At 43.9% G+C, this 19,960-nt stretch carries 15 protein-coding genes; 4 read left to right on the forward strand and 11 right to left on the reverse strand.

Annotated elements, in window-relative coordinates; translation table 11 throughout:
* The coding region (locus tag B5D55_RS10730; protein WP_078934010.1) for a transposase at positions 1 to 213 on the reverse strand (213 nt) is incomplete at its 3' end.
* A 670-nt stretch (positions 214 to 883) separates the two neighbouring features.
* Here B5D55_RS10730 and B5D55_RS10735 point away from each other — a divergent pair.
* A complete protein-coding gene (locus tag B5D55_RS10735) occupies positions 884 to 2,215 on the forward strand; it encodes an SUMF1/EgtB/PvdO family nonheme iron enzyme (RefSeq protein WP_327199518.1) in 1,332 nt (443 codons plus the stop codon).
* Between the two features lie 170 nt (positions 2,216 to 2,385).
* Positions 2,386 to 3,129 (forward strand): SDR family NAD(P)-dependent oxidoreductase, encoded by a 744-nt coding sequence (locus tag B5D55_RS10740; protein ID WP_078934012.1) that lies wholly within the window; start codon positions 2,386 to 2,388, stop codon positions 3,127 to 3,129.
* 42 nt (positions 3,130 to 3,171) lie between these two features.
* On the opposite strand, the gene B5D55_RS10745 is transcribed toward B5D55_RS10740, so the two are convergent.
* On the reverse strand, positions 3,172 to 3,990 hold the full coding sequence (locus B5D55_RS10745) for a TatD family hydrolase (protein ID WP_078934013.1): 819 nt from the start codon (positions 3,988 to 3,990) through the stop codon (positions 3,172 to 3,174).
* Between the two features lie 74 nt (positions 3,991 to 4,064).
* Between B5D55_RS10745 and B5D55_RS10750 the strand changes: the two genes are divergently transcribed.
* Positions 4,065 to 4,283 (forward strand): hypothetical protein, encoded by a 219-nt coding sequence (locus tag B5D55_RS10750; RefSeq protein ID WP_078934014.1) that lies wholly within the window; start codon positions 4,065 to 4,067, stop codon positions 4,281 to 4,283.
* Here B5D55_RS10750 and miaA read toward each other — a convergent pair.
* A complete protein-coding gene (gene miaA / locus B5D55_RS10755) occupies positions 4,280 to 5,221 on the reverse strand; it encodes a tRNA (adenosine(37)-N6)-dimethylallyltransferase MiaA (protein ID WP_078934015.1) in 942 nt (313 codons plus the stop codon). The two genes, B5D55_RS10750 and miaA, sit on opposite strands and share 4 nt — an antisense overlap.
* 1 nt (position 5,222) lies before the next feature.
* Complete coding sequence (locus tag B5D55_RS10760) at positions 5,223 to 6,479, reverse strand: class I SAM-dependent rRNA methyltransferase (protein ID WP_078934016.1); 1,257 nt, start codon at positions 6,477 to 6,479, stop codon at positions 5,223 to 5,225.
* 93 nt (positions 6,480 to 6,572) lie between these two features.
* Here B5D55_RS10760 and B5D55_RS10765 point away from each other — a divergent pair, with 93 nt between their 5' ends.
* Complete coding sequence (locus B5D55_RS10765) at positions 6,573 to 7,475, forward strand: tetratricopeptide repeat protein (protein ID WP_078934017.1); 903 nt, start codon at positions 6,573 to 6,575, stop codon at positions 7,473 to 7,475.
* A gap of 83 nt (positions 7,476 to 7,558) precedes the next feature.
* On the opposite strand, the gene B5D55_RS10770 is transcribed toward B5D55_RS10765, so the two are convergent.
* The 7 genes from B5D55_RS10770 to uvrA are packed head-to-tail and all read right to left on the reverse strand — an operon-like array spanning position 7,559 to position 19,955.
* On the reverse strand, positions 7,559 to 9,706 hold the full coding sequence (locus B5D55_RS10770; RefSeq protein WP_078934018.1) for a tetratricopeptide repeat protein: 2,148 nt from the start codon (positions 9,704 to 9,706) through the stop codon (positions 7,559 to 7,561).
* The gene (locus B5D55_RS10775; protein WP_078934019.1) at positions 9,687 to 10,484 is read right to left on the reverse strand and encodes a hemolysin family protein; all 798 of its coding nucleotides are present in this window, start codon (positions 10,482 to 10,484) and stop codon (positions 9,687 to 9,689) included. The genes B5D55_RS10770 and B5D55_RS10775 overlap by 20 nt, the downstream gene beginning before the upstream one ends.
* A gap of 20 nt (positions 10,485 to 10,504) precedes the next feature.
* On the reverse strand, positions 10,505 to 10,987 hold the full coding sequence (gene ybeY / locus B5D55_RS10780) for an rRNA maturation RNase YbeY (protein WP_078934020.1): 483 nt from the start codon (positions 10,985 to 10,987) through the stop codon (positions 10,505 to 10,507).
* The gene (locus B5D55_RS10785) at positions 10,980 to 12,773 is read right to left on the reverse strand and encodes an HDIG domain-containing metalloprotein (protein ID WP_234975428.1); all 1,794 of its coding nucleotides are present in this window, start codon (positions 12,771 to 12,773) and stop codon (positions 10,980 to 10,982) included. Before B5D55_RS10785 ends, ybeY begins: the two co-directional genes overlap by 8 nt.
* Positions 12,751 to 13,791: a PhoH family protein gene (locus tag B5D55_RS10790; protein ID WP_078934022.1), complete on the reverse strand. Its 1,041-nt coding sequence runs from the start codon at positions 13,789 to 13,791 to the stop codon at positions 12,751 to 12,753. Before B5D55_RS10790 ends, B5D55_RS10785 begins: the two co-directional genes overlap by 23 nt.
* Positions 13,776 to 17,099, reverse strand: a complete 3,324-nt coding sequence (locus tag B5D55_RS10795; protein ID WP_078934023.1) for an LPS-assembly protein LptD — start codon at positions 17,097 to 17,099, stop codon at positions 13,776 to 13,778. The genes B5D55_RS10790 and B5D55_RS10795 overlap by 16 nt, the downstream gene beginning before the upstream one ends.
* Positions 17,100 to 17,105: 6 nt before the next feature.
* A complete protein-coding gene (uvrA, locus tag B5D55_RS10800; RefSeq protein WP_407701174.1) occupies positions 17,106 to 19,955 on the reverse strand; it encodes an excinuclease ABC subunit UvrA in 2,850 nt (949 codons plus the stop codon).
* Between the last annotated feature and the right edge of the window lie 5 nt (positions 19,956 to 19,960).

Below are 19,960 nucleotides of genomic sequence, written 5' to 3' on the forward strand. Positions count from 1 at the left end.
TTCTTCCTGCCGGCGGACTTCTTCAGATTTCTTGTTCGGACGCTCAAAAAGATCTGCCATACCTGCAATTGCCTGTGCCTTCCACTGCGAAATCTGATTCGGATGAACGCCATATTTTACTGCAATTTCCTGAATCGTAGATTCTTCTCGTAAAGCTTCAAGAGCAACCTTTGCCTTGAATTCCTTGCTGAATGTCTGTCGTTTCTTTGCCATGTGCTAACCGCCTTGCTTAATTTATCGGCTGTTTGCACCTTAAATCTGTTCCTTTTTCTGTGCTGTTTTACGCACTCATTTTAGAGTTTCACTTACGCCGAATGCAAACAATCTTATAATTTCATGGGTAACGCCGGGCGATTACGATTTTGACGGTGTAGAAGTTATTCACGAAACAAATACATCATCGTCAAAAGTCAAACTTTCTTCTGAAAGAAACACAAAACAGGCTATCCTAATCGAACAGGTCAACAAAGAAATTTTACACAAATTTACAATCTCATCTGTCGACATCTACGGAAACAAAAGTTCAGGAATCATAAAAACTTACGGAAAAGACATAATTCCTCCGCAAGAGGTTTCGTCAGTCACAATTTCAGAAGACGATTTAAAAATCACGGTTTCATGGAAAAATCCTACGGACGAAGATTTTGTTCAGACTGTTGTAAGCGTAAAATACCCGGAAATCCCAGAAGAATTAAAATTTCCGGTTCAAGGAGAACCAGGTTCCGATTCTTCACTTCAATTACCAAAACCAAGAGCTGGCGAATACACATTCACTTTAACAGCACAAGATTCTTCAGGAAACTCAAGCAATCCCACAGAAAAAAAATACATTGTAAAAATTCCGTCTGAACCAGATACAACGGCGCCTGCAAAACCTCAGGAAATCAAAGCAGAAGCAGAAGCTACAAGCATCACAATTTCATGGATAAATCCTTCAGACAAAGACTTTTTCAACACGGAAATAAAAATCGACGATAAAGAACCGATTACAATTCAAGGCTCACCATCGCAAAGCGTTTCTTACACATTTACAGATTTAGAAGAAAACACCAAATACAAATTTACACTGTGCTCAGTGGACAATTCTTTCAACAAAAGCGAATCTGAAGAAATTACTGCCACAACAAAATTAAACCAAATCATCAAAACAGAAAAACAAACCGTAACTTTCAGCAACACAAATGCCAATTTTACGATGATAGACATTTCCTTTACCGACGAAAGAACAGACGATTCAATTATTTTAGGCGAAGATTTACTTGAAATTCCCTACCCGACGACAGTAAAACCGTTCCGCCTTGCAATGTACGAAACAAGTTACAACACCTGGTATGAAGTTTTAAAATGGGCAGAAAAGCACGGCTACAAGATTGTAAACAAAGGTGCTGAAGGAATGTATGGAGGTCCGGGTGCTGAAGCGTGTATGAATCCAAACGGTGAAGGAGCAGAACCAAAACTTGTTGAAATGCCGGTCACATTACTTACATGGCGCGATGTAATGGTATGGTGTAATGCATTAAGCGAAATGCAAAACCTTAAACCTGTTTACTACACAGATCCTGAATTAGAAAATCCTATAAAAAATTCAACAGGTCCGTCTTCCACACTATTAAAAGATTATCTTATAAAACCAGGTCAAGTTGACAATCCTTATGTAGACGAAAATGCAAACGGTTTTAGGCTTCCTTATGCAAAAGAATGGGAATACGCTGCCCGAAAACGCCCTGATGCAACTGCAATTTCTGGAAGAAATGTTTCTGGAGATGATTCCGGTGCAATGTTTTCTCCGACGGCAATAGAAGAAATGAATGGAATTAAATTTCCGGTTTCTAAGATTTATCAAAATTATATCTGGTGGAAATTAAATTCTGCAGGAGAAGCAAAATTAACAGCATCAGGTTTGGATGATACAACGGCAAACTTAAAAACACTTACAAGAAATAATTCCATCGGTACTTATAGAACACACCTTTCTGGCGGAAAACTCCCGAACCACTTGGGGTTCTATGATATGAGCGGAAATGTTCCTGAATGGTGTTTTGATTACAATGTAACTTATGGTTCAACAAACAAATTCCATACAATGCGTGCATGCAGAGGTGGAGATACAGCAAACCAAAGCGATGCGCTAGGTCAATTTCACTCATCAGGCAACCAAGGCGGTCAGCTAGTCAGAGAGAAATACGCTGGTTTCCGTATTGCACAGAATCATTAAAAAGAGTGTAAGATAAAACCGCTAAAATAGCGCGGCTTTATCTTACCTAAAGTTTGCGTTGCAAACTTATTATTTACTGCTGTTCTCCGCTGGGATAAACTGTACTTTGAATCAAGCTGTTTCTATGGTATAATTATGTTATATTGTATACTATATTTTTTGGAGGAATTATGCTTTTAAAAGGAAAAACAGCCGTCATCACAGGCGGAACAAGGGGCATTGGCTATGAAACTGTACGTCAGTTCCTGCTGAACGGAGCAAAGGTCGCGCTTCTTGGAAGCCGCACAGAAACAGCAGAAAAAGCCGTAGAAAAACTCAAAGCTGAGAATAAATCGTTTGAAGTGCGTGGCTATGCACCAAAACTCAGCTGCGAAGAAGAAGTAAAACGCACTCTGGAAAAAATCTGTGCAGATTTTGGCAAAATTGACGTCTTGATAAACAATGCAGGAATTTCATCAAGTACGCCGCTTCTTAAATTTTCAGAAGAAGAATACGATAAAATCGCAGATCTTAACATAAAATCCGTATTCGTCTGCTCAAAAGCAGCAGTTCCGTATTTAAAGGAAACGAAAGGAGTTATCCTTAATACAAGTTCAATGGTAAGCGTTTACGGTCAGCCTTCAGGTTTTATGTACCCGGCAAGCAAATTCGCCGTAAACGGAATTACAAAATCACTTTCAAGGGAACTTGCACCGCTTGGAATACGTGTAAATGCCGTAGCACCTGGAATTACAGAAACAGATATGGTAAGTGCGCTCCCTAAAGAAATGATTGATCCGCTTATAAAGTCAATTCCGCTGGGAAGAATAGGAAAGCCGGTTGACATAGCAAACGCATTTGTATTCCTTGCAAGCGATATGGCATCCTACATAACAGGCGACATACTTCACGTAGACGGCGCGGCACGGGCGTAAAAATTACAGATAAAAAAATAAAAGCCGCTGCAAAAGTGGCTTTTATTTTTCCACCATGTCAAAAACGCGCAGAAAATTACAGGAAAGCGCGCGCTGAAGTTCATCCATAGACAAAAGCGGATTTTCCCTGCGGCGGATTTCAAGAGCCGCCTGATATACGCGCCGTATCTCCAGAGGCGAAGTCATATTTTCGTTTTTAAGCGTCTGAAAAGGTGCGTCAGTTTCCAGAAGCAGCCTCTCCGAAGGAAGAAAGCGCACACATTCGATTGATTTTTTGTTTCCGTTTAAAATCTGTTTTCCAAACGAAAAATATGCGTTTATTCCTTTTCCTAAAATTCCTTCTGCTTCATGCATTCCGCCGCAGAACGAATGAAACACAACGGCGCATATTTTTCTTAAAAGCGCGCTGTCCAGGAAAATAAGGTGCAGGGCTTTTCGGCAATGCACGACAATCGGCTTATTGTATTGTGCCGCAAGTTCTACCTGAGTGCGCCAGGCACCCTCCTGTTCCAAAATCGTTTTCTTAAACTCCGGCGTATACAAATCAAAACCGGCTTCTCCTACAGCATCAATTTCTCCACACCTAAGTAAATCTTCCAGAAAAACGGCATTTTCCGTAAGAGGAAGCTGCGGATGAATACCGAACGACGTAAAAAGATGTACATTCTTAAATTTTTCAGAAAGCACTGCCGACTGTTCTTTATGCAGAAAATACTCTTCCCTTTCATGCGAGCAGGTACAGCCGAAAAAACTTTCGTTTTCGGAGGAAGGATAGATATTATGTACATCAAAAAATCTGCTGCACTGAACAAGATGAAAATGTGCATCACAAAACGTACATAATGATTTTTCTTCTAACATTTAATTTTATATTACCGAAAATAATAATGTAGTTCAAATCAGTTTTGATACATCCACTATTACGGAGGCTAAGAATGAAAAGTTATTCACTTAAGAGTTTGGGAAACAAGAATGACTATATGACAATACTTCGCGAAACAGACGAGGGATATGTCATCAGAATCGTGCGCGACCTTGACGGCTACGACGATGTACAGACAGATTTTTTGAGCAAAGAACTGTTCGACTGCTGCATCCGCACAGGCTACCTTACGGAAATAAAAGAAGAAATGAAAATCGCGGTAAACGCCTAAAAATTCGTTTTTACAAGCTGCACCGCCGCATCAATCCTGATTTTTTTGTCAGGAACAGCAGGAAGCCAGTTGATTTTTACGCCGTTCTTTTCCATAAAGCGGAACCAGGTTTCCTGCCGTTTTGCAAACTGACGGATTGCAATAAAAAGCTGCTGCGTCAATTCTTCTACGGACGCAATTTTTCCCTGTAGAAAAAGCGAGCAGTAACGGTATTCAAGACCAAGTTTTTCAAGACGCTCCCAGCTGCATCCGTCTGAATGAAGATGCTTCACCTCTTCTATCATTCCTTCATCAATGCGTTCAACAAGCCTCCGGTAGATATTCTGCCGGATTTTTTCACGTTCAAACGTCGTTCCGATAATAAGGGGACGTATATCAGGGCGCACAATCATTCTGTTTCGGATTTCCTGCGCTTCTTCACCCTGACAGAGCGCAATTTCTATTCCGCGGATAACGCGTTCGCGCTCAAGAAGGTCGTTTTTTGTGTGCAAATCGGGCTTAAGTTCAAGATACATTCTGCCCAGTTCTTCAAGGCTTTTTCCTTCAAGCGATTTCCGAAGTTCCTTGTTTTCCGGAACGTCCACAAGGTCATAATTCCGTATTACCGCATCAAGATACATTCCCGTTCCGCCTACGACGACAGGAAGTTTTCCGCGTGAAATAACCTGCGGAAAAATGCGGTAAAAATCCTGCTGGTAATGAAAAACGTTGTATTCCTGCGACAGATAGGCAATGTCAATAAGATGATATGGAACAGGAGTTCCGTTTACCGTATACTCGCACAAGTCCTTGCCGGAACCTATGTCAAGTCCACGATACGTCTGCCGCGAGTCCGCCGAAATAATTTCACCGTTAAACTGATATGCCAGCTGCACTCCGATTGAAGTTTTTCCGACAGCAGTAGGTCCTAAAAGAACGATGCAATTATATTTTCCCACGCTACATCACCCTGCACACAGCGCATTTTAAGTATTCGGATTTTGGATAGCCCAGAAGCACAGGATGGTCAGGACCTGCGCCGCGCTTTTCAAGAATCTGTACGCGCCGGTGGCTGTCTGCTGCGGCGTGCATAAGCATATCGTAGAACATTTCCGGCTCAAAGAAATGAGAGCAGGAACATGTAATAAGAATTCCGCCCTCGTTCAAAAGCCGCATTGCACGAAGATTTATTTCCTTGTAGCCGCCGTACGCTTTCTGAATCATTTTTGCACTTTTTGTAAATGCCGGCGGATCAAGGATAATGACGTCAAACTTTTCACCGTCAGCTTCATATTTTTTAAGAAGGTCAAAAACATCTGCGCAGACAGCTTTTACTACTTTAGATGCGCCGTTTAACGTAATGTTCTTTTTTACCATCGAAACGGCTTCCTCCGAAATATCAACGGAAACTACTTCTTTTGCACCTGCCTTAAATGCGTTAAGTCCGAACGCACCGGTGTGGGTAAACGTATCAAGGACTTTTTTTCCGTGACAGAAGGCAGATGCAACGCGGCGGTTATCTTTCTGGTCAAGAAAATAGCCTGTTTTCTGCCCCTGCGCAATGTCGACGGCGATTTTTATTCCGTTTTCAACAATCGTAATCACCGTGCCGTGTGCTTTTCCAATCCAGCCGGCTGTTTCAGAAAGACCTTCCTTTTCGCGCACGCCGGCATCGCTCCGCTCATAAATTCCGAACGGTCTGCACGCTTTTTCAAGGGCGGCAATAATTTCTTTTTTAAAAACCTCGCAGGAAAGCGAAAGAAACTGCACGACAAGATAAACCGTTCCGCCCTCGTCGCAGTATCGTTCGCAAATCAAGCCGGGAATAAAATCAGCCTCGCCGAAAATCAGGCGATACGAATCATTTTCCGCATAATGAGTACGGCGGATATTCACTGCGTCAAAAACGCGCTTTTCCCAGAACGCATACGTGTCCTCAAAAACTTTGTCCGCGTGTTCTGCAGAAATAATACGTATTGTAATCTTTGACTTGCGGTTAATTATTCCAGTTCCCAAAAAACCGCCTGCTTTTGTATATACTTCAACGCCGCTTCCGTCCGGCACTAAAGTTTCTTCCAGAGAAGTCTGCTGCCATTCGTCCGTTTCATTCCTGCGATACTTAACGCGTGAAATCTCATTGTCAAAAACCCACGGAAATCCCTGCTGAATTTCCTGTTCTTCCTTTGCCTTTAAAAAGACTCGTGCAAAATTATTCATACCCGGTGATTATAGAACAAAGAGTTTATTTTCACAAGGAAAAACATCTGCGTCATAATTGAATTTTCAACGGTATGCGTTTATTATAGAAGAATGATGAAATCACGATTTTTTGCCCTGCTTGCAGCTGCCCTGCTTTCTGCGCCTACTTTTTCGGCGGAACGTCCTATCATACGGGATTTGTTTGCTTCAAGCATAAAGGGAACAGCAATAAACCTTTCCTGGGAACTTCCAGAGTCTGCTTCTCCTGCAATTACAAAACTTCTTGTCTACCGGGACATAAAGCCGATCTGCTCTTTCTATGACCTTTCGGAAAAAACACCGTTAGCGGAACTTCCGCCGTCGTCCATATCATATTCTGATACTGCCGGTGATTTTAAGGATTATTACTATGCTGTAATTGCGGACACTTCTTCCGGACCTTACGATATTATTCTGCCGTCAATCAACGCTACCGTAAGCGGAACACACCTGAAAGTACCGGTGCCGCAGAAAACAGGTGCTGCTTCTACGGCTTCTGCAAAAGAAAAACTTTATTCGCCAAACGGATTAAGGGAAACGCCCCTTCCGTTCCTTGACCTTATCGAAAGCCAGAACAAGAAAAGCCTTAAAATGAGCGATTCAACGTATATGATTGCCCGTGAACTTGGAAATGATTCAGAAATACGAAAGAACATAATTTCTGAACCGTATATTTTTGAAGAAGATCTTGTTTCTCCAGACGGTGGCGATGCTTTTCTTCTTTTTGAAATATTAAGGACAACATTCATTCAAAAAAAATACAAGGAAGCAGAAGCCGCACTCGAAAGGCTTATCGGAACAAACCGAACAAAAGACATTACGAACCGCGCAACTTTCTATCTTGCGGAAACTTATTATTTTTCCGCAGACTATAAAAATGCGGCTCAGACTTTTCTTAAAGTATATGACGTGTATCCTGCGGCGGCAAAACGCTGGCTTGATTCCACGCTTGATTTATATACGATTCCTGAGTAGGGAGTACGCTTGAACTTTCGTAGAATTCTTTAAAGAAGCAAAAAAAAAATCGGCAAAGACGAATTTTTCGAGGTTTCTTTAATTCAGTAAATACTACGTATAAGGTCGATGAACGACGGCGTACGGCGGATTCCTAAATCTTCGGCAGTAAGGCTCATTTTTTTTCGAGAAACAGATTCGCCGTTTGCATCGGCAAGCGGTGCAGTATCAACAGCCGGACTTCCCTGCATCGTTTCGCCCGGCAGAAGCGCATTGTCTTCATCACGAACCGGCATTTTTATAAGGACAAGTTCATCACCTACGTTCACGCGGTCATAAAATCCTCGGTATTCAAGCAGACCTTCTGAAATTTCTTCGCCGGCAACGGTAACTGTAAACGAACCCAAAATGTCATCGTCTTTATACGAAACGCCTCCGCCGGTACTTGAAGTCTGAACGGCATTTTTACGCACGACGTCAAAAACAGCCCCTTCCGTACAGTTTTCAGAACGTCCAATATCAGCAAGAAGCGTTTTTCCTTCACGACCGATGATTTTTGCGCGGACAGGAAGGTGCTCAAGAATTTCCTGGCGGAAACGGCGGAACACAGACGCATAGCGCGCATTCGCCGTTCCGTACAAATCATTCTGCGTAATTTTATTTCCTGTGCGACCGGAATACATCGTGTAGGAAAGCGTTACGTCACGCGAGCCTTCATCAAGCGAAAGTATGACAAAATAGTCCATTCCGCGGGTGCGCGCCTTCTGATACGCATCACCGAAACCTTCAACCTGTTCAGGGTGCGCCAGAACGGATGCACTTGCAATACCGGTAAAAATATCAGAAGCAAATTCTGCGGCAACCGTATTATTCTGTATATGAATCTGGTTTACAGCAGACGGCACATAGTAAATTCCGATGTTCCAGCGCGTTTTATCAAGGTAGAACGGCTGAACGTTCCATTTATGCGAAAGGGAATCCTGCAGAAGATTATCATACGCTTCTATAGTGTCGTTCATCTGCACTTCACGGCGAGAAACGTTCCGGTTTTCGTCCTGCACGTCCGCCGAGTCACGCGTCTGGCGGATAAACAGAAGCTGCTCAAGATACAGTTCGTGCATTCCGTTCAGTTCAAGCATATCTGCATACGCAAGGCGCGCTTCTTCATTGGAAGGCTCAATTTTTAGGGCACGCTGATATTCATACAATGCACCCGTTTTGTCATAACGGCGCGTACATTCACGTGCCTGCTGTATATGATACTGCGCCCATTCAGTACGGCGCGAATCTTCCAGCGGCACAGATTTATTTACCTCTACTTCAAGAGCGGCGCGCATTATTTCGTCGTCAGGAACAACGGAAAGCCCTGATGACCAGGTATTAACTGCCTGTGCCGTACGCCCAAGTTCCTTTTCTGCCGCGCCTTTTAAATACCACGCGCTTCCCCGGTTACGATCCCGCGCAATCCTGAAATCACAGATAGAAATAACTTCTTCGTATTCGTTCTGGGCAAAGCGCACCTTTGAAAGAAGCTCGTATGCCCTGTCATAATTTCCGTTCAGTTCGACTGCAACGCGACACTGCTTTTCTGCGCCGGTTAAGTTACCCTGCATTGCGCTTACAACTGCGGCAAGATAATGAACTTCTGCTTCTCCTGAATAATAGCCGATTGCCTGAGAAATATAATGCCTTGCATTCTCTGCTTTGCCAAGCTGCGCCGAAACTACTGCAAGGCTTAAAAGCGCCTTTCTGTTCTCGTTCTGACGCTTAAGCGCCTCGCCGTACTGTTTTTCCGCCCCGGAAATCCTGCCGTCAAACAAATCAAGTTCTGCAAGCCCAAAGCGCGCATCAACATTATTCGGCATTTTTTTAAGAATATGCTCAAAAATCGTGCGCGCCTCACTGAATTTTCCAAGAGCAATATACGTCATTCCGCGAAGATTTTGCAGTGCCGTATCATCTTTTGCATATTTTTCTGCTTCATCAAGCTGCGTAAGGACAAGTTCAAATTCTCCGAGCTGGTAGGAGCACTGCGCAAGGTGAAACCAGGCATCCGCATAGACAGGATTTGTCTGCACCGCCTCCAGAAAATGCTGTGATGCGGCGTACCAGTTTTCATCATTCTGCGCCGAAAGCCCCTCGTCAAAAAAAGAAGAAGCAGTTTTTTCTGCACAGAATGACGGCGCGCCTGCAAAACAAATGCAGAACGCACAGAAAAGCAGGATGCGGATGCTAGTCTTTTTTCTCTTCATCGCTTTTTTCCTCAGTTTTCTTGATGACTTTTATAAGGTTTATGCGGTGTCCTTCCATATCCTGAACGATAAAATCAAATCCACCCCAGGAAACTTTTTCAAAGCGGACAGGAATTTTTCCGAAAAGATCAAACACAAATCCACCCAGAGAATCAAAATCTGCCGCCGGGAACTGTGCTTCAATCATTTCGTTCAAATCGTCAAGGTCAACGCGGGCATCACAAAGCCACATATCCGTACCGACTGATATAATGTCTTCACGCTCGTTGTCAAATTCGTCCTGAATGTCGCCTACAATCTCTTCGATAATGTCTTCCATCGTAATTATTCCGGCAATTCCGCCGTATTCGTCAATGGCAATGGCAATATGAAGGTGACGGCGCTTGAATTCACGAAGCAGCGTATCAATCCGCTTGGATTCCGGAACAAAATATGCCTTGCGGATAATTTTATCAAGCTGCGGAATTTCTTTTTTTCCAAGCGAATAAATCAAGTCCTTTACGTACAAAACACCGATAACGTTATCAATTGACTCTGAATACACAGGAAAACGCGAATGACCGCTCTCCCGGATTTTTGTCATAAGTTCGTCAAGAGGAGTATCTACGGCGATAAAATCAACGTCAATTCGCGGAATCATCACCTCTTTTACAGCCGTTTCGCTCAGCTCCTCAATTCCCTGAATCATATCACGCTTTTCTTCGTTAAGAATTTCCTGCTGCTCAGGCGTAATGTCTTCCAATGAATATGCAGCTTTCTTTTTTTTATTAAAAAACATATATACTGTTCCTGTATTTTCTATATACTTATAATTTTCTCTGTTTCAAGCGCCTTCAGTGTTTTTTCCTGAAGGACAAGCATTTCGCATTCAGGCTCAACGCCTTTTTCTATATGCTCCGGCTCGTGATCCATTCCGTTCAAATGAAGAATTCCGTGAATCAAAAGCCGTTTCAATTCTGTATTTGCATCAGTTTCAAAATATTCTGCATTTTCCGGCAGCATATCAAGGCTGACGGCTATATCTCCGGCACAAAACCATACTCCTTCCTCATCTTCGTATTCTTCGCCGTTCTCGAACGACAGCACGTCTGTTGCGCTGTCAATCTGACGGTAATTTTTATTCAGTTCCTGTATAAATTCATTACTGCAAAAAAGAACGGAAATCTCCTCTTTGTCATAGGAAAGTTTTTCCATTACAGTCTGAACGAACGGCTCTACCCCGTCAAGCCACTCAGGCTTTTCAATTCCGTCCTGAACGGAAATCAATATGCGGTTAGCCATTGAGTTTTACCTCTGTTAAAGTTTTGTCGCCAAGCGAAACAGACTGTCTTGAACTCTTCTTTTCTGCATTCTTTTCATTTTTTTCTGCTTTTTCAGTTTTTTCACCCTTAGTGCCGTCCGCATTCTTTGATGCATCTTCCGCAGGGTCTTTCTGATCAGGATATTCAATCCTGTTGTGGTAGTAGCCGACAAGAAGCTTTACGAACGCATCTTTTATCGTCGTAATGTCGCTGAACGTCAAGTCGCATTTATCAAGCTGGTGATGCTCTGCCTTTCCGTTTATGAGCATCTGTATGAATTTATCAAGACGTTCTTCCGTCGGATTTTCAAGCGTGCGGCAGGCTGCTTCTACAGTATCTGCAAGCATTACAACGGCACTTTCCTTTGTGGACGGCGGATTTCCGGTATAGGAATAGTCTGCCGGATTTACGTTCGGATTTTCTTTTTTTGCTTCTTCATAGAAATAGGCAATTATGTTGTTTCCGTGGTGCTCTTCGATTATGTCGATAATCTGCTGCGGAAGATGCAGCTGGTGTGCCTTTTCAACACCCTTACGCACGTGGCTTCTGATAACGGAAACAGAAAGGCTTGGCTTCATGGCATTGTGCTTGTTTATTCCGTTCGTTTGATTTTCTACAAAATACTCGCTCTGATCCATTTTTCCGATGTCGTGATAATACGCACCTACCCTTGCAACAAGCGCATTCGCCCCGATGTCGCGGCACGCATTTTCCGCAAGCTGCGCAACCATCTGCGAATGCTGATACGTTCCGCTTGCCGTAACAAGCATTTTTCTCATTACAGAATTATTAAGATCGCTTAAATCCATAAGACGGAATACACTTGCCGTATTCAAGAGGAATTCAACAGGCGTTATAAAGCCGAGCGCAAGAATTCCGGAAAGAAAACCGTTTGCCGCAACACCGCCGATAATAATCGGCATATGGGCAAATTTTTCGTTAAAAATAACTGCAATCAGAACAACCATTACGGAATCCATGAACGCAAGAATGAGGGAAACAAATACCATATCAATACGGCGCTCGATTTTTCGCACGACAGTTGAAGCCGCAAGGCAGGAAGCAAGCGTAAACAGAAACGGTACGGCCTGGCAGGAACTTGCATCGAATACGCCGAATGCAAGAACTACGGAGAAAAACGCCGCGTTCAGCTGACCGTACAAAATCGCCTCTATAAGGACGAAGAGCGACGACGGAATAATTATGTTAAGCGCAAACGGAGATGCAAAAGCCTGTGTCTTTGCACCAAACGCCGCCGCTCCGTACACAATAAGAAAGCATATTACCTGAAAAACAAATTCACGCAGAAGCACATTTCTTTTTCGCGGAATAAACGCAAAGAACAGATACCACATCACCATCAAAAGAAGAAGGTACAGTTCCGAATTTGCAAACGCCCGAAGGTCAAGATAAATAGGTGATTCGGACATTTTTAGAAGCTTTGAATACGCCTCTTCCGTAATCGGAAAGCCCTTTCTTATTATCTTTTCGCCTTCTTCAATAAAAACAGGATTCATCTCGTCAGCCGGAATTGATTTTGAAGCATAAATTGTCCTGTCTGCAATCTGTCCTACTTCAAAATCTTCCATTCTGAACGAAGCTATTGTCTGGCTGGTTGCAACATTAAAAAAATTCAATATCGTAGCCGCGGCAAAACCGGTAAGCATAAGGACAATTACCTTATAATGCGTTTTTATGAACGCACTCATTTCCGCAAAAAAAACTGATGCTGAACTTTTTGTATTATTCGCTTTCATTCTGTTCATTCTCATACGCCTTTACTATTTTTTTTACCAATGGATTGCGGACTACATCTTCTGCAGTAAGCCTGTTCATTCCAATCTCTTTTATGGAAGACAAAAGATTAGCCGCGTGAACCAACCCTGACTGTACCCGCTTAGGAAGATCTGTCTGCGTAATATCTCCTGCAACAAACACTTTCGCGCCCTCTCCCATACGCGTAAGAAACATTTTCATCTGCTCAACCGTTGTGTTCTGAGCCTCGTCAAGAATTATGACGCTGTTGTTCAGCGTGCGTCCGCGCATATATGCAAGCGGCGCAATTTCAATTGCACCAGCTTCAACAAGCCGCTTTACAGTTTCACGGGGAATAATCATTTCCATTGCATCATAAAACGGCCGTAAATAAGGATTAAGTTTATCCTGTAAATCACCTGGCAGAAAACCCAGACTTTCCCCTGCTTCAACAACAGGACGCGAAATAATCATTTTTGATTTTTGACGTGAAAGAAGAAGCCTGAGCGCCTCTGCCACAGCAAGGAACGTTTTTCCGCTGCCGGCCGCTCCGTAACAGAAAACCATATCGTGCCTGCGCATAGACATAATGTAGTCCGCCTGATTTTGCGTACGCGGATAGATTTTCCTGAGTGCCCCGGGAACAAGAATTGATGTCTGCTCCACATCTGCACGTCGCTCAATATTAAGGACAGAAGCTATTATATCGCCTGTATTACGGCTTCCGTCATTTATTTCATCTACAATGCGGTCTATAATATACTGGAATTCCTGACGCACAGAACTATCATCGGTATCTACGGACAGTTCGTTTCCGCGCGTAAAAACCGGCGTTCCCAGATGGTTTTCAATGAGTTTTAAATTGTTGTCATTCGTGCCGCATACACAGGAAAGTACATCTGCATCAGGCACGACTATCGTATACTCGTTCACGTTATTTATGTAATTGTAAAGTTCAACAGCCTTATTGTCAATTATTCCCGCCGGGTGCAGAACCGCCAGGGTCTGCCGCACTACTGAAGTTTCCATTCGCCGTAGTCGTCGATAATCTCCGTCTTCATTGCGGACATCGGGCGCCACAGAATTGAAATCGTTATGTACGGACTGAAATCATAAGATTTTTTACCGTCTTCGGTAACAAGACGCGGTTCCATTTTGAATGACATCTTGAAATCCCAGTCGTGAAGTTCGTGCGTAACGTCGAATTTCAGCGACTTAAGCTTAAAGCCCGATGCCTGACGCAGGCTTTCGTCATCAAAGCGGAAAGAATTAAACAGGTCGACAAATATATTTTCTTCGCCGGCAAGTCCTATGTCATTGCCGAAATAGCGGTAAATGACGGAATTTCTTGACGTAGAGGAGAACGTAACCGTAAGGAATTCGTGTATTTTAAATGAAACAGACGGAGAGAACGTAAAATAGCTGCTCGTAGGCTTAAGCAAATCTGCAACGACGCTTGTTGAAAGTCCCAGTCCCATACTGATTCTGTTTTTCCAGGTGTACACAGTTTTGGTAGACGGAGAATAGCTAAGCGAAAGCGAGTACGGCAGGAATTCTTTTTCCGCCCGCTGAGTCCATCCGCGTTTTTCACCTTCCTTAGAGCCGTCTGAAAAATCATAGCCGTAGGTGTAGGACATCGTGTAGGCGGCAGAAAGGCTTTTCCACCCTAAAGAAAGTTTCATCGAGTCGTGATAGCTTTCTTCCATATTGTAATTGTAGCTTTCGGAAAACTTAAGCGTATTGCTGAACAGGCTAAGCGTAAGGCTCTGCTTGAACGGCTGCTTCACCCAGTCGGCATCGTCCGCAGTGCTGCTTTTTTTTATTCCTGCTTCAAATGCAAGCGACGTGTACGGAAAACCGAATTTCAGAGTGCCGTAATACGCCTCTGCCTGCGGCTTAAGCGTTGTTGAAAGCGTAAGGCTCTGGGAAAATTTGCTGTCCATCTGATTAGCGGCAAACGTCAGGTCGATTGCGTTTGTCGTTACGGCATTTTCGTCATCCCAGTCAACCCAATGATATTTCCATTCAGGATTATCTTCTTCTGCATCATATTCGTCCGCAAGAAATTCCGTGCGCACAAGCTTGATTGTAGAACGCCAGGTAATTCCCGTATCTTTTATCGAAGGAATATAGCAGAACGGCTTTAGCGAAATTGAATTTGTATTTGTCAAATCGCGCTTTTCTGCAGAATAGTCAGTCTTTTTCAGGGACGTAATCTGAGAAGCGGTGTAGCCGCCTTTATCCGTGTTGTCCGAAATGTACGGGTGTTTCTGGAAAACAGGATTGAACGTATAGGAATTGCTCACATTGAAAAAAGAGCCTGCATAGCTGAAACTGTTGTCAAGCGTAACAGGAACTTTTATCGTATACATAGAAGACTTCAAGTTATCCCACTCAAAATCATCGGCTTTCTTTAAATTTGAAGACGAATAGGCAAGCTGCGTTGAAATTGACGGCTTTACAGAATATTTCATAGAAAAGTCAATTCCCGGAACAGACGATGAAGAATCGCTTACTGCACTCAGCTTAGGAAGCGGCTCGGAATTCAAAAAGATGTTTTTTTCTTCCTGACGGGAAGTCTCGTCAAAAGCAAGTGCAGAAGAAGATTGATTTTCCCCATCCTCCGCAGAATCTGAACTTTCAGAAGCAGTTTCTGAATCCGCTTTTTCCTTGTCAGAAAGGAATTCTTCCGGCAGCGCAAGGGGAACGGCATAAGCCGGCGTCTGCACAGACTTTGCCGTTTTTGTCTTTGTAGAAGAATAGTTTACAATCGTTCCGCTGAGAGTTCCCGACAACGTCGCCGGCGTAATCTGCGAAGGATAGTAAAATTTGCGCTGCGGCGAATAGCTTTTCCAGGAAGAAAGGTCTGCGTCCTCTATGCCGCTCGTAGAAAAATCAGTCGTAGTCATAGTAGAAAACGCAATCGACGAATTCAGGCTGAGCGAAAAAGACGAAATTACAGGCTTTATGAAATCCGGAATAGGAACGGAATAAGAACTTGTGAGAGTCCAGGAGAACGACGAAACTTCATTGATTGTATCATCTTCGTCAGTATCATTTGCAGAATCAATCAAGTAGCTTATCCAGTCCATTGTTTCCGTACGGTCAGAAAAATCATCCTTGAAAAACGGGTCTGAATAAATCGGAAGCGAAAGTGAAAGCGAAAACGGCTTTGACACCGACATCTTGAAATTAGTTGAATACCGGAACGGAAGCGAAAAACCGAACAGATTTGATTTGTCGTAATACTTTTCGCCTGATTTTCCGTACGGCAGATAGTCCGTGCCTTCCCTGAAAATCGTATTTGAAAATCCCAGCTGAAGTCCGAGTTCAAGATTCGTTACATATTTAGGAGGCTTTATTACACCGTCAAGACCGACCATAACGCCCATATTTGAGTAATAGTCACCCATAATCTTGACGTAGTTCGTCGTATTTCCCTTGTAGTCCGCGTCAAGATTGTGGAGCATAAGCCCTTCAATGCGCTGTTCTTTGAGGGAAGACGGCTTTACAAAATTGAACAGAGCCTTGAGTTTTTCCGAGCCGTCACTTTCCGTAGAAGAACTTGACGAAGACGATGAAGTTGTATCAAGCGGCTTTCGTCCGTAGATGTACGCCGTCGTCTGGATAAAATAGCCTTCCCTTTTCCGGTAACCGAATACAGGATTAAAAATAAGCTCGTCCTTAGGATAATAGAATGCCGGAAAATAAAAGACAGGAACAGGCCCTACGAAAAGAAGCGCATTTAAAAATGCAAACTCGCCGCCCGGCAAAAGCCATATTCGCGACGCCTTGATGTTCCAGTGCGGATCTTCGTCATCGCAGAAAGTAAGTACGCCGTCCTTGAAAGCAATAGTATTTGACTCGCTGCGCCCGAAAATGTCCGAAGCAACGATAAGCGTAGAACCGGAAGGCAGGTTTATCGCATCCGATTTTGTCTGAACGACGCGTCCGTCATCAAATACGCCCTCAAGCGTAGAAGTATTGAACATAAGCGCATTCGCCGTTACATTCTGGCTTCCTGAATTTGCAGTATTCTGTTCAAGAGAAACAGAGCCGTCCGCATAAATCATTTCCGTAACGCGGTCATAGCGGATGACGTCTGCGGTGATGACGTTTTTGTTCGAGCCTTTTGAAACGGAAACCTTTACGTTTCCGGAAAGAATGATAATGTCGTTTCCAGTCTGTTTGTCTTTCTCATAGCGGGTATTCTGTGCATTTTCTATATTTATGACAGTCCTTTCCGACTCCTGCACATACGCAGGCTGAGAAAACAGCGCAAACGCAAGCGCACAAAAAGAGAAAATAAGAGCAGGGACATTACGTTTTTCTTTCATTATGTTTTATATCTTTTTTGACTTAAGCATATCCTTTATGAACTTACCGGTATACGATTTTTCGCACCCGGCGACCTCTTCAGGCGTACCGGAAGCAACAATCGTTCCGCCGCGGAAACCGCCTTCCGGACCCAAGTCTATAATATAATCCGCCTGACAGATGACATCAAGATTATGCTCTATCATAAGGACGCTGTTTCCCTGATTTACAAGCCGCTGTATGACTTCCATAAGCATTTTTACGTCTGCAAAGTGAAGGCCTGTCGTAGGCTCGTCCATAATATAAAGCGTTTTTCCGGTGGAAACGCGGGCAAGTTCGTTTGCAAGCTTTACGCGCTGCGCTTCTCCGCCGGAAAGCGTAAGTGCATTCTGTCCAAGTTCAATATACCCCAATCCTACAGATTTGAGCGTTTCAAGTTTTCGCGCAATATGCGGAATGGACGCAAAGAATGAGCAGGCTTCTTCTATAGACATATTCAGAACATCGTTAATGCTCTTTCCCTTGTAAAGGACGTCAAGAGTTTCCTTGTTGAAGCGCTTTCCGTTACACACATCACACTGAATGAAAACGTCCGGAAGAAAATTCATTTCAATTGTAATAGTACCCGACCCCTGACAGTTTTCGCACCGTCCGCCCTTTACGTTAAAGCTGAACCGGCCTTTTGAAAAACCGTTCGCCTTTGATTCCGGAAGGCTTGCAAACAAATCGCGGATTGCGTCAAAAACGCCTACGTATGTAGCAGGATTACTGCGCGGCGTACGTCCGATAGGACTCTGGTCAATGTTAATTACCTTGTCGATGGCGTCCGCACCCTCGATTGACTGGTACGCACCCACAGCAAGTTTTGAGCGCATAATTTTATTCGAAAGCGCCGGATAAATAACATCGCTCATAAGGGTAGACTTTCCGCTGCCAGAAACGCCTGTAATGCAGGTAAACGTTCCAAGCGGAATATCAACACTTACGTTCTTAAGATTATGCTCCGTAACGCCGCACACCCTCAGGAATTTACCGTTTCCGCTCCGGCGCGATGACGGAATGTCCATTTTTAAAGTTCCGGCAAGATAGCGGCCTGTCGCACTTTCCTCAATCTTCATCACCTCTTCCGGCGTTCCTGCAGCAACAACTTTTCCGCCGTGAATTCCAGCACCCGGTCCTATATCTATAAGGTAATCCGCAGTGCGGAGCGTCTGTTCATCGTGTTCTACTACAATAACAGTGTTTCCCTGGTCGCGCAGATGGACAAGCGTATCTATAAGCTTTTGATTGTCACGCTGATGAAGACCTATTGAAGGCTCATCAAGAATATACATAACGCCGCACAGCGCAGAACCAATCTGCGTTGCAAGCCGGATTCTCTGCGCCTCACCGCCGCTCAAAGTTTCTGCAGCGCGTTCAAGTGTAAGGTAGTCAAGCCCAACGTCCTTTAAGAAATTCAGGCGCGAACGGATTTCTTTAAGCACCTGCCCGGCAATTTTCATCTCGGAGTCAGAAAGTTTAAGTCCGTTGAAAAAATCTATCGTCTGTGAAACAGAAAGTTCCGTAAGTTCGTAGATGTTTTTTCCGCCGACGGTTACGCCCAATGCCTCAGGACGAAGCCGCTTTCCGTGACAGCAGGAACACGTATTGTGCGACATATATTTTTCAAGGCTCGTCTTCATCTGGTCGCCCCACGCTTCAACATAGCGGCGGCGCATATCAGAAAGAATGCCCTGCCACGGCTGATTGTACTCGGACATACCGGTTCCGCTCTGCTTGTGGTACACCCAGTGCAGGACTTTTTCCGAACCATTTATAAGAACGTCCTTTTGCTCCGGCGTCAAATCGCAGAACGGGGTATCAAGTGTAAAGCCGTACGCATCGGCAAGTGCCTGAAAACGGCAGGAATTCCATGCGCTGGTCGGATTGTACGGAAGAATTCCGTGTTCGTTGAAACTTTTTGACTCGTCAGGAATCATAAGCGAAAGGTCATATTCCATTTTTTCGCCAAGCCCTGTACATTCCGGACACGCGCCGAACGGATTGTTAAAAGAAAAAAGCCGCGGCTGAAGTTCAGGAATGGAAATTCCGCAGTCAGGACAGGCATTTTTCTGGCTGAAGAAAATTTCTTCATCCCCGGACTCCGTGCGGCGCAGAACAACGATAATGCCGTTTGAATTTGCGAGAGCCGTTTCCACCGAACCTGCAAGGCGCTTTCTTGACTCTTCGTGAATTACAATCCTGTCAACGATAATTTCAATCGTATGCTTTTTCTGCTTGTCGAGCTTTACGGTCTCTTCCAAATCTGCCATTACGCCGTCAATCCGCGCGCGGACAAAACCGGCTTTTTTCGCGTCATCAAGAATTTTCTGATGTTCACCTTTTTTTCCGCGGACAACAGGCGCAAGCAGCTGGATTTTTGTTCCGTCCTCCCAGCTCATAATCGTATCAATAATCTGGTCTACGGTCTGTTCCTGAATTTCGCGTCCGCAGTTAGGACAGTGAGGATGACCGGTTCTTGCAAAAAGCAGACGGTAGTAATCGTAAATTTCAGTAATCGTTCCCACCGTAGAACGAGGATTTTTATTCGTTGATTTCTGTTCAATTGAAATAGCCGGACTAAGACCTTCTATTAAATCAACGTCAGGCTTGTCCATACTGCCAAGAAACTGCCGCGCGTAGGAAGAAAGGCTTTCCATATACCGGCGCTGTCCTTCCGCAAAAAGCGTATCGAACGCAAGGGAGCTTTTTCCGCTTCCTGAAAGTCCCGAAATGACAACAAGTTTATTTCTTGGTATCTCAACATCAATATTTTTTAAGTTATGTTCGCGTGCACCGCGAATGATGATTTTATCGTTATTAAAAATGTCCGCCACGTTCA

The sequence above is a fragment of the Treponema porcinum genome (assembly GCF_900167145.1).
Classification (GTDB): Bacteria; Spirochaetota; Spirochaetia; order Treponematales; family Treponemataceae; genus Treponema_D; species Treponema_D porcinum.